At 50.0% G+C, this 13,815-nt stretch carries 13 protein-coding genes; 6 read left to right on the plus strand and 7 right to left on the minus strand.

All coding sequences use genetic code 11. The features are described from left to right. Window positions 1-87 precede the first annotated feature (87 nt). The 4 genes from FVB43_RS07525 to FVB43_RS07540 all read right to left on the minus strand — a co-directional run bounded on the left by FVB43_RS07525 (window position 88) and on the right by FVB43_RS07540 (window position 4,086). Complete coding sequence (locus tag FVB43_RS07525; protein ID WP_167863706.1) at window positions 88-999, minus strand: alpha/beta fold hydrolase; 912 nt, start codon at window positions 997-999, stop codon at window positions 88-90. A 251-nt stretch (window positions 1,000-1,250) separates the two neighbouring features. Beyond that, the gene (locus FVB43_RS07530; protein WP_167863847.1) at window positions 1,251-1,901 is read right to left on the minus strand and encodes a LysE family translocator; all 651 of its coding nucleotides are present in this window, start codon (window positions 1,899-1,901) and stop codon (window positions 1,251-1,253) included. Window positions 1,902-1,983: 82 nt separating this feature from the next. Then, window positions 1,984-2,898, minus strand: coding sequence for a helix-turn-helix domain-containing protein (locus FVB43_RS07535; protein ID WP_197931261.1), 915 nt, complete (start codon window positions 2,896-2,898; stop codon window positions 1,984-1,986). Between the two features lie 90 nt (window positions 2,899-2,988). Next, window positions 2,989-4,086 carry an alkene reductase gene (locus FVB43_RS07540; protein WP_167863707.1) on the minus strand — a complete coding sequence of 366 codons (1,098 nt, stop codon included), beginning with the start codon at window positions 4,084-4,086 and terminating at the stop codon, window positions 2,989-2,991. 119 nt (window positions 4,087-4,205) lie between these two features. Between FVB43_RS07540 and FVB43_RS07545 the strand changes: the two genes are divergently transcribed. After that, window positions 4,206-5,141, plus strand: coding sequence for a LysR family transcriptional regulator (locus FVB43_RS07545; RefSeq protein WP_159336410.1), 936 nt, complete (start codon window positions 4,206-4,208; stop codon window positions 5,139-5,141). Here the strand turns inward: FVB43_RS07545 and FVB43_RS07550 are convergent. Next, entirely contained in the window at window positions 5,138-6,088 is a 951-nt protein-coding gene (locus tag FVB43_RS07550) for an alpha/beta hydrolase (protein WP_133841649.1), read from the minus strand. The two genes, FVB43_RS07545 and FVB43_RS07550, sit on opposite strands and share 4 nt — an antisense overlap. A gap of 121 nt (window positions 6,089-6,209) precedes the next feature. Here FVB43_RS07550 and FVB43_RS07555 point away from each other — a divergent pair, with 121 nt between their 5' ends. After that, window positions 6,210-7,118, plus strand: coding sequence for a LysR family transcriptional regulator (locus tag FVB43_RS07555; RefSeq protein ID WP_159336412.1), 909 nt, complete (start codon window positions 6,210-6,212; stop codon window positions 7,116-7,118). On the opposite strand, the gene FVB43_RS07560 is transcribed toward FVB43_RS07555, so the two are convergent. Then, window positions 7,069-7,641, minus strand: a complete 573-nt coding sequence (locus FVB43_RS07560; RefSeq protein WP_167863708.1) for a TetR/AcrR family transcriptional regulator — start codon at window positions 7,639-7,641, stop codon at window positions 7,069-7,071. The two genes, FVB43_RS07555 and FVB43_RS07560, sit on opposite strands and share 50 nt — an antisense overlap. A gap of 133 nt (window positions 7,642-7,774) precedes the next feature. Between FVB43_RS07560 and FVB43_RS07565 the strand changes: the two genes are divergently transcribed. The 4 genes from FVB43_RS07565 (at window position 7,775) to FVB43_RS07580 (ending at window position 11,899) form a co-directional block, all read left to right on the plus strand. Next, window positions 7,775-8,866, plus strand: coding sequence for an alkene reductase (locus tag FVB43_RS07565; protein WP_167863709.1), 1,092 nt, complete (start codon window positions 7,775-7,777; stop codon window positions 8,864-8,866). 75 nt (window positions 8,867-8,941) lie between these two features. After that, window positions 8,942-9,724, plus strand: coding sequence for an SDR family NAD(P)-dependent oxidoreductase (locus FVB43_RS07570; RefSeq protein WP_167863710.1), 783 nt, complete (start codon window positions 8,942-8,944; stop codon window positions 9,722-9,724). Window positions 9,725-9,744: 20 nt separating this feature from the next. Next, on the plus strand, window positions 9,745-10,563 hold the full coding sequence (locus tag FVB43_RS07575) for an oxidoreductase (protein WP_133841654.1): 819 nt from the start codon (window positions 9,745-9,747) through the stop codon (window positions 10,561-10,563). Window positions 10,564-10,984: 421 nt separating this feature from the next. Continuing rightward, entirely contained in the window at window positions 10,985-11,899 is a 915-nt protein-coding gene (locus tag FVB43_RS07580) for a GGDEF domain-containing protein (RefSeq protein WP_167863711.1), read from the plus strand. Window positions 11,900-11,966: 67 nt separating this feature from the next. Here the strand turns inward: FVB43_RS07580 and FVB43_RS07585 are convergent, their stop codons facing one another. Then, window positions 11,967-13,769 (minus strand): glycoside hydrolase family 13 protein, encoded by a 1,803-nt coding sequence (locus FVB43_RS07585; protein ID WP_167863712.1) that lies wholly within the window; start codon window positions 13,767-13,769, stop codon window positions 11,967-11,969. Window positions 13,770-13,815: the final 46 nt, after the last annotated feature.

Here is a 13,815-nt window from a genome sequence, read left to right on the forward strand (position 1 = left end):
TTCACCGGATCGCTGTTTTTGGCAGCTATATCTGCTGGCCGGACTTAGCTGCAGCTCCAACGTCAACTTGATGTGTAGCAGCATCCTTTATTGATTTAAGAATGACTCAACCGCGCTGGAAAAACGTTCTGGCTGATCAAGCATGACAAAGTGAAAACTGTCATCGATACGCGTGAAATGGATATCAGATGCAGATGCATAGGCTTTACGGTACATCGCATCCACGCTGGCTGCAGGAACCCCGAATAAGGCGTCATACGCGTACACGACCTCAATCGGCGCTCTAATGCGTCCAAGCTCGGGGCGCAAATCGGTAATCATCAATTCATACACGGTATCCGCAACGGTTTTGCGATCAGAATGGATCCCCGCAGCCACCAGAGCAGGCCTCACAGCCTCGGTCTTAGCTAAACGGGCGATAGATGTATTCTGAGACTCTTTGATTTGTTCCGGCGACTGCCCCAGTAGCCAATCCCGCGTGGCTGTGGCATGCCGGGCAGCGGTTTTGGTGGTCGCCGCAGGGTCAATCATCAACGTATAGAACGGCAAGGCATCGACGATCATCAAACGACCGACCAGGTCGGGATGACGGGCCCCCAGCATCAATGCAATCTCCCCTCCAAGAGAATGGCCAATGATCACCGGTGCTTTTATGTGCTGGGTGTGAATGTAATCAGCAATGGCGTCAACTGCCGGAGCGATGACCTTTCCCTCAGGATTGGAAATGGCAGGCGTACTTGCAAAGCCCGCAAGTTCAACAAGATGAATACGGTGGCTCCTGCGTAAAGTTGATGCTAATTCGGCCCAAACTTCGCGAGACGACGCCAGCCCCGGAATCAATACGACATCCGTTCCTGAACCTTCCGTCTGTACAGAGATACGCTGCGAGTTCGGATGTTCAGATGGTACGGACAAAGACTGAGTTGCGGACGCTGAGACCACGACTGACATCAATAAAAGAGCCCCTCCGATCGTGGCTCGAATATTTACGGTAAGCATGCGTTTAGTCCTTGTTATTTTATCCCTGATAAACCAGGTCAAGCTGACAGAAGGGTTTATCATAGATGATAAAATCATTAAGGAATGGATACAAAGGCTTTGGAATGTGCCGGTTACAGCTCCGAACGGATAGGATAGACCTTAGTCCGCTTATCGCAGACCTGCTACCGGCCTCGATCTGCGCCGTGCCAACAGCAGACGTGGATGCTGCGAAATAATACGGATGTCGGAAGCGGGGAGTACGCTGCTTTTCAAGCCAGTGCCATGACATTGACCACGGGGACACTCAGCGCCAGCCCAATCAGCATGACTCCGGAGATACGTTCCAGCCAGGGTAATGACTGCGAAAAGGATTGTAATACCAGACGATTACCAATGAAGATGGCTATCAGTAAATCCCACAGCAGCACAATACTAAACATCCACACACCATAGAAGACCTTCAAATTTGTCTCGGTATGAGATCCCTCAATCAGCGTGGCCAGGCTGACGTAAAACAGCGCATTTTTTGGATTGAGAATACCCGATAAAAAGCCCATGCCGAATACACGCCAGTGACTCAATACATCGGCAGATGCGGTGACACGCCCGGGTGCTTTGACATGATGCTCGGCGATAGTACTCGTGCCTGCAAAACGGATGAAAAGTATACCGATGTACAGTAAGTAGGCACAGCCTGCAAGCTGAATGGCAATAAAGCTCATGCTGCCAGGGCGAAGAAGCGTAAGACCACTGAAAGCCGCGAAGATAAAAACACCGTTAGCGATCGCGATTCCCAGACAAGCCTTCGCTGCGTGACGCCAGCCAGCTTTAATTGAGGTTCGGGCAACCAGAAAAAAATCCGGGCCTGGCGACAGCAACGCCAAAAAATGCGCTGCGGCCACGATAAGAAATTGTTGCATCACGGTATCACCCTTTTAGAAAATATTTTTTAATAGGGTGCAGCCTTGAGGCAGGATTGTATTGAATAAAATTGCATTTTACTCAGGCTCGATAGCAACCCGGCGTTACGCCAGCATAAGCCTTGAATACGCGCTGAAAATGGCTTTGATCGGCAAAACCCAGTCGATAAGTAATTTCTGTTATTTCATGGCCTGACTGTAGCCAGCGGCGTGCCTGATTAATACGCACATTGAGTTGGTAAGCATGTGGTGTCATTCCGGTGGCCGCGCGAAACTCCCTGATGAGTTGATAGCGACTCATGCCTGCAATATTTGCCAACGCGGCTAATGCCCACGGCTGCCGGTCAGTTTGCTGCAACACATCGATAACGTTTTTCAGCGCCAGCCTGACACCCGCTGATAACCCAGGAAATGTGTCTACCAGATTGATGCCACAGTCACAGTCGCCAATAAACTCTATTAACGCTGTATTTTTGTCTTCTGCACTGGCGTCTGAAAACAGGGTGGCATTCATTTCACAAAAGCGGCCATAGACCGCTTCATTATCAATGATTCGAATGTCTTTTTTACTGATGAATTCCCCTGAAATAGGGCTTATTTCAGCCATGACTTCATTTAACCATGCAGCATCCAGATACAGCATCTGATAGCTCCAGGACTGATCGGGTAATGGATTACAGGCATGAACGCAGTTAGCGGGAATGAAAACCATCATTCCTGGCCGAAGAGCGCAAGGGCCCCCGGACGCTCCTGTAAATGTGCTACCGCCTGCATCCACTGCCCCTATTGAAAAGGTGGGGTGACTGTGTGGCTTATAACATGCACGGCTGTTACAGGCGCGACGACTTTCCACATAACCCGTAGTCGAATCACGCCAGAATTGTGCCTGGCTGGGGGGACTGACGTTATTGTAACCACAGTCGGGCAAATCCACAGAGAGTGGAGCGGGCCTGATGAGCATGTCTGATTTCATCCTGATGAACATTGACGTAAGCATGGCGTAAAGCCAGACACGTTGTCATCAATTAAAAAGAGAACCTGCGCGGGTGAGTCCTCATCTGGCACAGAGATATTACCGCGGGTTTACCTAATCCACGTGATACGAGGGATAATCTATATAACCTGCATCTCGCCCGGTGTAGAACGTATTCTTGTCAGGAACAGCCAACGGCCACTCGTTCTTCATGCGTGTAACGAGATCGGGATTGGCGATAAAAGGGCGTCCAAATGCGATCAAGTCGGCAAAACCTTCCCTGAGTGCCCGTTTTGCGCGCTCCGGTGTATAGCTGCCCGCGACGATGAGAGTTCCCTCGTAGGTCTCGCGAAACGTTGTCAGGAAGCCGGCAGGGAGGGCCTGAGCCCCCAGAGATTCCTGATCGCTCAAATGCACATAAGCAAGATGACGACGACGCAGTTCGATACCCAAGGCAAGCCAGGTCTCCTGCTCATCATCAAAGCCATGCATATCCTGCAGGCGACCAAAAGGTGCAATACGGATACCCGTCCGATGACTCCCGATGGCAGCAGAGACCGCATCCACCGTTTCCAGCGTGAATCGCAGGCGATTAGCAATATTACCGCCATAGCGGTCTGTTCTGTCGTTAAGTCCGCCATTGATAAATTGCTCAAAGAGGTAGCCGTTAGCAGCGTGGATCTCTACACCGTCAAATCCCGCCTCGATGGCATTTTTAGCCGCCTGAACGAAATCCTGCGTCACCCGCGGTACTTCATCCGTTGTTAATGCCCGAGGCTGGCTGTGAAATGCGCGTACAGACTGATCGTTTTCCCCTGGAATGTGAGTTGTACAGCCTTCTGCAATACGTGAGACGGAACTGACCGGTGCCTGTCCATCAGGTTGGTGAGCAATGTGGGAAGAACGTCCCACGTGCCAAAGCTGAATGAATATTTTCCCGCCTTCCGCATGTACTGCCTCAGTGACCTTTTTCCAGCCCTCTATCTGTTCGTGAGTGTATATTCCCGGTGTGTAAGCTTGTCCACGACCTTCCATTGAAACAGGTGAACCTTCGGAAACAATCAAACCTGCTGTGGCGCGCTGACGATAGTAGGTGACCATACTGTCAGTGGGGACAAGATTGTAAGCCCGGGATCGGGTCATTGGTGCCATAACGACGCGATTACCAAGACTTATTCCATTCATTGTATAGATATTCAATAACTCGCTCATTCTGTCTCCTGAATGAATTTCATGGTAAAAAACTAGTGTCGAGGATCTTACCTTGATTTACAGGCCCTGATTACCTGGTCAAAAAAACCCTCAGTGTTGACATAAAGGAACCAATATCTGTGACGGCACAACTCAATGGCGTACAGGAATTTACTGAAGTCGTCAGAAAAGGCAGTTTCATCGCTGCAGCTGACGGTTTAGGCGTGACGCGTTCGGCACTCAGCAAAAGCATCAAGCGTCTGGAAACACGTCTGGGGGTTCGCTTACTCAACCGCAGTACGCGGAGCCTGTCGCTGACACCGGAAGGGGAGATCTATTTCAATAGCTGCAATGCTGCTCTGGAGATGATTTCAGATGCCGAAAGCAAAATCGAGGCGGGGACAGTGGAACCTTCCGGGCTGATGCGCCTGACGGTACCGGTGGCCTTTGGGCATCTTTTTATGATGCCTTTACTCAATATCATGGCGTTAAAATACCGCGCCCTGAATATCGAAGTTGATTTCAGCGATCGTGTTCGCGACCCGGCGACAGACGGCTTTGATCTGGCTCTGAGGCTTGGCCCTCTGCCTGACTCAGGCGACCTGGTAGCCACCCGACTGGGCGAGCAAAGGCTTATTATTTGCGCCTCTTCGGTCTATCTGGAACGAGCAGGCACCCCCATTGATCTTCATGGGCTTTCATCACACAACTGCATTTCAGGGTTGCCTTCAGATGGGCAAACTTACTGGTTAATCAGGGGTAAAGAGGGGCACGTTGTAAGGCATGTCGTATCCTCTGCTTATCGTTTCAATAATGGTCATGCCATGCTGGAGGCCGCCATTGCCGGATGTGGGGTGACGCAGTTGCCTGACTGGTTGTGCGGGGATGCCATTAAAAAGGGGCAGCTTCAAACAATTTTACCCGCATATCAGGCACCACCCACCCCCATTTCTGCAATGTGGCCCAGGACTCATGCGGTGCTTCCCAAAGTGAGAGTCTTACTTGAGGAACTCAAAAAAGAGTTGCCGACACGGTTAGCTAGCGCGCAGCGTTCATCTGCTGCGCCCGTTATTTAGTCAATCATCAATAATGATGACTTCGCTGCATCCCGCAAAGCCTGTTCAATAAAAGCGACTGAACTCTCAAGCGCCTGTACCGCTTCAGGCTGTAGCGTGGAGAAGAAATGCCAGGCGTGGAACATACCCGGCCAGACTTCCAGGTTTACGCGAACGCGGTTATCACCCAGATGAGTTGCAAGACGCATAGCGTCGCTCAGCATCAGTTCGTTCTCGCCAATCTGAATGAGCACCGGCGGCAGGCCCGTTACATCAGCAAATACCGGTGATGCCATTGGATGATTAGGCAATGCCTCGCCGAGGAACGTTCGCGCAAGAAAATCAAGACCCGCTTTGGTATTCAGAGGATCAAGGCCTTCTCTATTGGTCATAGAGAAGCCAGTGTGCTCAAGGTTAGCCCAGGGTGAAATAGAAACACCGCCGGCTGGGAGTGGCAGACCCTTGTTGCGAGCAGCAACCATCACGGTGATAACCATCGCGCCGCCCGCAGACTCGCCGGCCAGCACAATTTTGCTGGCGTCAAAGCCTTGTTCAATCAACCACTCATACGCACGAACTGTATCGGTAACGGGCGTCGGGAAAGGATACTCTGGTGCCAGTCGGTAATCCGGCATGAACACCCGTGCTCCCAGCATGCTGGCGTAGTTGCCACCAATACCGTGATAGCCAGCCGGTTCGCCGACAATATAGGCCCCGCCGTGGATGTACATAACGATGGCCTCTGTTTTAAGAGTATCGGGAGTCACCAGCGTTCCCGGAACGCCCCCCATGTCGATCTCAGTAAAGCTGACACCGGCAGGTGCAGGATTTTTAGCCAGCATACGGGTATAGGCTTCACGCACCTCACTCATCGGCGTTACGGTATCCTCACCCGTAATAATTGGACCCAGACCGGCCAGGCTTTCTGACCACTCTTTTACGGCTTGCCTGGTTTGTTGATTCAACATTTTTATTCCTGTTTGTATTTGCGTTAAAAAAGAACAGGAACCTATAATATATAAACATTTGGGGAATGTGTTTCCCATATCAGGGTACGTTAACGCCCGTATTGGATGAGATAAATAAAGCATGGAGATCAACAGCATTGGTGATATCGCAGCGTTTGTCGCTGCGGTAAAAGCCGGGAGTTATACCCACGCAGCGAGTTCCCTTGGGCTTACTCGTTCTGCCATTGGCAAAAGTGTTGTCAGGCTCGAAACGCGTATGGGGGTGCGTTTACTGAACCGTACTACCCGAAGTCTGAGTCTCACCGATGAAGGGAGGGTCATGTTTGATCGTTGCCGACAGATACTGGATGACCTGGAGGAGGTCGATGCCACCATGGCCATGCGCAGGGTTAAGCCAACGGGGACTCTCAGGCTGAGTGCGCCGCTCTCTTTTGGGCAGCGACATATCCTTCCTGTTCTGGATATTTATCTGAAAAAGTGGCCAGAACTTCGTGCAGAAGTCTCCTTTAGCGACAGGTTTGTTGACCTGATAGAAGAAGGTTTTGATATTGCTATTCGCATAGGTGAACCTCGCGACGACTCACGCATTCTTACCCGAACGATTGCTTCGCAACATATTGTCACTTGTGCATCACCCGAGTACTTATCCTCACGAGGCGTTCCAGAAACACCCGCAGACTTAACCGGGCATGACACTATCTTTCTTCTGAGTGCAGAAAAGAGACGCAGCTGGCGGTTTGCGACTCCGGAAGGCACGTTTGTCTATGAAGGACCCGGTCGGCTGAACCTCGACAGTTCGGAAGCCATGCGGGCATCGGCTATTGCTGGATTTGGTCTCGTTCACTTGCCCACCTACTTGCTCGGAGAAGATTTGCGTAGCGGTAAGTTAATCCCTGTGCTTGAGGAGTATCCTTTCCCCCCGGAACCCATTCGGATCATTTATCCCAGCAAACGCCATTTATCACCGCGAATCAGAGCCTTTATTGACCTGCTTGTGGAACGCTGGGAGCCAGGTTTACCCTGGGAATGAGAAGGCGAGTGCGGCATACATCCAGAATTTCATCAGCCAGAGCGGAATCATCCGGGCAGGCACGGGACAGCACCAGGGCGCCGACAAGATGCGCAATGGTGTCTATCAGCTCAGCGCGCGATCCATTTTCATTGCCTAAAACGGCCAGCTGACGTTCAATCCCGGCCGCAAATGTCGCCTTGATGGATTCAGACTGACGGGCCGTATCGGTGCCCAGTGCCGACATCACACATCCCTTTCCCATCTCATCGCGATGTTGTCGGGAGAGGTAGTATTCAATAAATTTTTCCCGGTTCACACCTGCCGTGCTTTCTGCCGATCGCGTGAAACCGCAGCTCATTGCCTCCGCCATCAGATCAGCCTTGGAACCAAAGTGCTTGTAGAACCCTCCGTGGGTGAAGCCTGCCGCTGACATCAGTTCCGCGACGCCCACGCCATCGTAACCGCGCTCACGAAAAAGTTCTGAGGCCGTTTCAACAATGCGTATTCGGTTTTCCCGAACCTGCTCTTTCGACACTTTCATGCTTTCTGCCCGTTTCAAAAATAGGAGGTAAGTATACATTGATGATGACCATAATCAAACCAGTTGACTTTATAGATTACGATCATCATCATTACATCAACACGTTGACCATCCACTGAGCAGGCGATTAAACATGACAAACCAGACACTATTTCAACCCTACGAGCTGGGGACCATCACCCTGGCCAACCATCTCGTGATGGCACCCCTGACGCGTAACCGGGCAGCAGCAGGGTTGGTACCCAGCGAACTGGCGGCGACCTACTACGCCCAGCGTGCCACCGCAGGATTACTGATTACCGAAGCCACGCAGATCTCAGCACAGGCACAGGGCTATCAGGATACGCCGGGGATCTATACGCAAGCGCAAATCGAAGGCTGGCGCAAAGTGACTGACGCGGTTCATGCCAAAGGTGGGCGAATTTTTGTACAGCTATGGCACGTAGGACGCATCTCGCATGTCGATTTACAGCCGAGTGGCGCTGCGCCGGTCGCACCGTCTGCTCTTCGTGCCGAGACGAAGACCTTTGTGAACAACGGTTTTGCTGATGTCTCTGAGCCACGTGCGCTCGAGTTACCAGAAATACAGGGGATTATCGACGATTTCAGAAAAGCATCGGCCAATGCCATTGCCGCCGGGTTTGATGGCGTAGAGATCCATGGCGCAAATGGTTATCTGCTGGAACAGTTCCTGAAAGACGGCGCTAATCAGCGTACCGATGAGTACGGCGGCTCTGTCGAGAATCGTGCGCGTCTGCTGTTAGAAGTGACGGCGGCCGTGAAAGAGGAGATCGGCGCTGATCGCACCGGCGTACGCATTTCACCGGTTTCACCTGCGAATGCGATTTCATGCAGCGATCCGCAGCCGCAATATGATTACGTTGCCGATCAACTCAATGCATTAGGCATCGTGTACCTCCATGTGGTTGAAGGCGCGACGGGTGGCCCGCGTGATGTATCGCCGTTCGATTACGGCTCCCTGCGCCGCCGCTTTAAAAACACCTGGATCGGCAACAACGGCTACGACCTGGCGCTGGCGTCCGCTCAACTTACGCAAGGCAAAGCCGATCTGTTCGCGTTTGGCCGCCCATTCATTTCTAACCCGGATCTGGTCGACAGGCTGAAAACGGGCGCACCTCTGGCCTCACTTAACCCTGACACGCTGTATGGCGGTGGCGCAGCGGGATATACCGATTACCCGTCGCTTGCTGAAACCAGCAAGTAAAGCAGCCGATGTCCAGGTTCTACCCGGACCGCACATTGCGGATTCTGATTACACATTAATAAAGAAGATCACCTTATGACTAAAAATTCAGTTCTTATTACAGGCGCTTCGACGGGTATTGGTGCTGTTTATGCTGAGCGGTTCGCCCGCCGGGGACACAACCTTGTTCTGGTTGCACGCGACAAAGCAAGGTTAGAGACACTTGCCGATCGCCTGCGACAGGAAAATGGCATTTCTGTCGATGTGTTACCTGCGGACCTCACGCAAACGCGTGATTTAGCCGTGGTCGAAGCCCGCCTGCGTGAAGACACGCAGATTGGCATTCTGATCAATAACGCGGGTATCGCGCAGTCCGGCAGTTTTACAGAGCAGACGCCTGATTCGATAGAACGCCTTATCGCGCTTAACGTTACCGCCCTGACGAGACTGGCCAGTGCCGTGACACCACGGTTTGTGCAAGCGGGTGAAGGATCGATCGTCAACATCAGTTCTATCGTAGGCCTGGCCCCTGAATTTTCTATGTCGGTTTACGGCGCAACCAAAGCTTTTGTTCTTTTCCTGTCTCAGGGAATGAATGTCGAGCTGTCATCTCAGGGCATTTATGTCCAGGCGGTGCTCCCTGCCGGCACTTACACGGAAATCTGGGATCGTGCGGGGATCGACATCACTCATGCGTCAAAATTCATGGAAGTGGGCGAGTTAGTGGATGCCGCACTGGTGGGCTTTGATCGCCGTGAACTCGTCACCATCCCACCACTGCATCATGCTGCACGCTGGGACACCCTCGATGCCTCGCGTCAGGCTCTGCTTTCGGACATCAAACAAGATGAAGCCGCAGAGCGATATAAAACGCTTTAGTGAATAAGGTCCTGTTCAGCATGACAAAAAAACGTGTAGCACTGGTGACCGGCGCTTCCTCAGGTATCGGCGAAGCGTCGGCTCATAAACTGTTAGCCGCGGGTTATACGGTCTATGGCACGAGTCGGCGTGGCTCCCAGGCGGGAACGCATCCGTTTCCGTTATTAACGCTGGATGTGACGGACGACGCTTCTGTCGAGGCTGCCATTGAGGAATTGCTGCGTCTGGAGGGGCGAATCGATATTCTGGTGAACAATGCGGGCTTCGGAATTGCCCCGGCGGCGGCGGAAGAAAGTTCTGTCGAACAGGCCAGGCGCATTTTCGACACTAACTTTCTGGGCATCGTCAGGGTGACGCGGGCAGTGATCCCTCACATGCGCCGTCAGGGCAGTGGGCGGATCATTAACATCGGTTCAATACTGGGCATCGTTCCGTTGCCCTACGTGGCCCTGTATGCTGCCAGTAAGCATGCGGTCGAAGGGTATACGGGAGCACTGGATCATGAACTGCGCACGCAGGGTATCAGAGTGTCCGTCATCGAACCGGCCTATACGAAAACGCAGTTTGAAGCCAATAACATCGAGCCGGATGCGAAGCGTGAAGAGTATGACCTGATCCGGGCTAAACTTGCGAAAGTGGTGAGCAAAGCAATGGACGCAGCGGAAGGCCCGGAGGTTGTGGCTGACGTGGTGGTGAAAGCGGCTCAGGCGTTACGCCCGAAGGTGCGTTACACGGCGGGCGCGCTGGCAGGACAGTTGAATTTTATTCTCAGATTCGCGCCTGCGTCATTGTTGGATAAGGTCGTGCGCAAAAATCTTCAGCTTGATGCGAAAGAATAAAATGACATTTCTTAACGGGCTATTCTGACCTTTTTCCCGGTAGGGTAACGGTAGGGTAACAGTAGGGATGTCTTTCCCGTTCACCTCAATGCATTAAAATCATACAAAGGTTCGTGCAAAGTTATGAAAAACAAAAAGCCCGCTCAGGATTTCCTGAGCGGGCTTTTCTCATTCTTCCTCCGTTCAGGAGCGTGTTTATCATGCCGGAATTCTGTTGCTGAGTGCGGCAGGATTTTGGTACAGGGTAAAATTCAGGTAGCCAGTTGTTATGTTCCGAGAAGATCAGCACAATGTTTTCACGCAAACCAAAACAAGGAGATGACATGTTGTTATAACCGCCAGGGATAGGTAAATAATGAAATATTCAGGCATAAAATTTATATGAGAATGATTTTCATTTCAATATTTATCAGGGGTTAGTATGCCATTTGTGAAATATGAAGACGGACTTTTTACAAAAAATGAATCACTAAAAAATCTTTACATACCAATGCTATCCTCTCTGGTGTTATGTTTTTTTGTGGTGATTATTAATCTGGCCAGCTTTCCGGAAAAGAAAATTGGACATTCATGGATGGAAAATTCCGGCTGGATAGTGGACATCATTCAGTGGCTAATACTTAACTTTATCTTATGGAGTTTTAACCGTTTAACGGTTAACGCCAGCCTGCGCAGAGGCATTAACCTGGGCCTGCATATCTGGATCATCTCTGCTGCGTTTGATGTGATGGATGAATTTATCCAGCAGCCACGGTGGGTGGGGTATTATATTGAAGATGTCTTCAAGCTGGCAGGGATGCTCTGTGTTTCGATTGGCATCTATTTTATTGTGAGATATGTCAATGGAAAATATGCCGATATCAGCATTGATTCTTATCGTGACGAATTGACGAGCTTGCCAAACAGACGGTATTTCAGAAACATTCTTCTGGAGTTAAAAAACACAGATAATTATGTTTTTATCATTGATATCGACTTTTTTAAAAACATCAATGATAAATATGGACACGATATGGGTGATGAAGTCCTTAGGGAGTTCGGTAATCTGTTGAGTAGTCTGCATGACGGTAATGTTACCGCGTCAAGAATCGGCGGTGAAGAATTTGCCGTTATAGTGACATTGCCATCACAACAGGACGCCAGCGTTGTGGCGGAAAAGATATTATCCCGAACCCGGGACATAATCATCCGGGATGAAATACGTTTTACTGTCAGTATCGGCGCCGGTCACAAAAAAGAAGACGAAACGGTCGAGAATTTACTTAAACGTGTCGATATCGCCCTGTATGAAGCGAAAAAACGGGGCAAGAACCGAATCGAATGGGCAGCAGAGTAAACCGGGTCGCCAGGCCTTTTTTGAGCCTGGAAGGGGCTACAAACGCTTGTAGCCCCACAAGGATCTTCTACGGATTAAGTTTATAAATGCCCGACTGCCAGGGTTCAAGACGGAGTTGCCTGTCATTTTTATTCACAATAGTGTGACTGTTGTTTTCAGTAATCACCTTATTGATGGATAAATCCCCGGGCAGGGTGTAGTGCATCACTTCTTCTTTAAAATTAATGACCACAAGATATTTTTCAGCGCCGAGCGTTCGGGTGTAAGCATAGACTGAATTGTTGTCAGGGTCTAAATCAATATAACTGCCGTAGGTCAAGGCAGGGATGTCATGGCGAATGTTAATCAGCTTTCTATAATAGTTAAATACGGAATTTGGATTGTTAATCTGATCTGCGCTGTTGATTTCTTTATAATTGGGATTGATTTTTAACCAGGGGGTTCCACTGGTAAAGCCCGCGTTTTTGCTTGCATCCCACTGGAAGGGGGTTCTGCTGTTATCACGGCTGGTTTGGCGTACGTTTTGAAGGAATTCCTCAGCTTTCACTTTGCCTGTTTCAACGTAGTCTTGCCAAAAACCTTTCACCTCTACATCATCGAAATCATCGATTTTTTTAAAGGGATAATTGGTCATACCGAGTTCTGAACCCTGGTAGATAAAAGGCGTTGCACGCTGGGTCAGCGTTAATGTTGCCAGTGCTTTCGCCGCATGCTCGCGCCATTGTGGTCGATCATCACCAAAGTGAGAAACCGCGCGGGGATTGTCATGATTGTCTAAGAAAAAGGCATTCCACCCATACTCTCCTGCCGTTTGGTCAACCTTATCGACAATTTTTCGGAACTGAGAAAGGGTCCAGTCTTTTCGCCGCCATCTTTCATCAGCATCACGATCGAGCCTGATCAGATCAAACGTAAACGCTATATTTAATTCATTTCTACGGCGATCGAAAAACTTAATCGATTTATCCAGCGGAACGCCAAATATTTCCCCCGCAGTGGCGATATCATAGTGGGATAATACTTCTCTGTTCATTTCATTGACGTAGTCGTGAATTTTAGGACCTTTAGTATATTCCTCGGCGAAATTTTTTAACTGCTGTTGGCTAAGGTCAGGGAAGTTCGGGATTTTTGAATAGGTGGCAACGGTATCAAAGCGTAAACCAGAAACGCCTTTATCTAACCAGAAGCGGAGCATGTCATAAAGATCTTCACGGACTTTGGGATTGTCCCAGTTGAGGTCGGGTTGCTGTTTGGCAAAGTAATGGAGGTAATACTGGCCTGATTTATCGTCTTTTTCCCAGGCTGAGCCACCGAAGAAGGAGGGGTAGTTATTGGGGGCATGGCCATCCTTACCGTCACGCCAGAAGTAATAGTCCCTGTAGGGGTTGTTCTTGCCCGATTTGCTCTGAACAAACCAGGCATGCTGATCGCTGGTGTGGTTGATAACAATATCAATCATCAAACGCATATTGCGTTTCTTCATTTCTGAAATAAGACGGTCAAAGTCTTCCATCGTACCGTATTCTTTCATTATCTTACGGTAATCCCGGATGTCATAACCATTATCCGTATTGGGTGAATCGTAATGTGGATTGATCCAAATCGCATCAATACCCAGTTTCTTCAGATAGTCTAAATTCTCAATAATACCGTTTAAATCCCCAATGCCATCCCCATTTGTATCTTTAAATGAGCGTGGATATACCTGATAAAAAACAGCCTGCTTCCACCATGTGGGCAGAGCATTTGATTGCTGAACGTTGAGCGTGGGGGCGGTATCTGGCCCGGCACTGCAGACCTGATAGGATGTGGCAGAAAAAGTGGTTGCAAGAAAAATAGCGACAGCCGTTTTCAATCCTTGAGAGGACATAACATAATTCTCCTATGATTAATCCTAAAAAATAGAGAGGTGATGA

Source organism: Erwinia rhapontici, from assembly GCF_012271765.1.
GTDB classification, from domain to species: domain Bacteria; phylum Pseudomonadota; class Gammaproteobacteria; order Enterobacterales; family Enterobacteriaceae; genus Erwinia; species Erwinia rhapontici.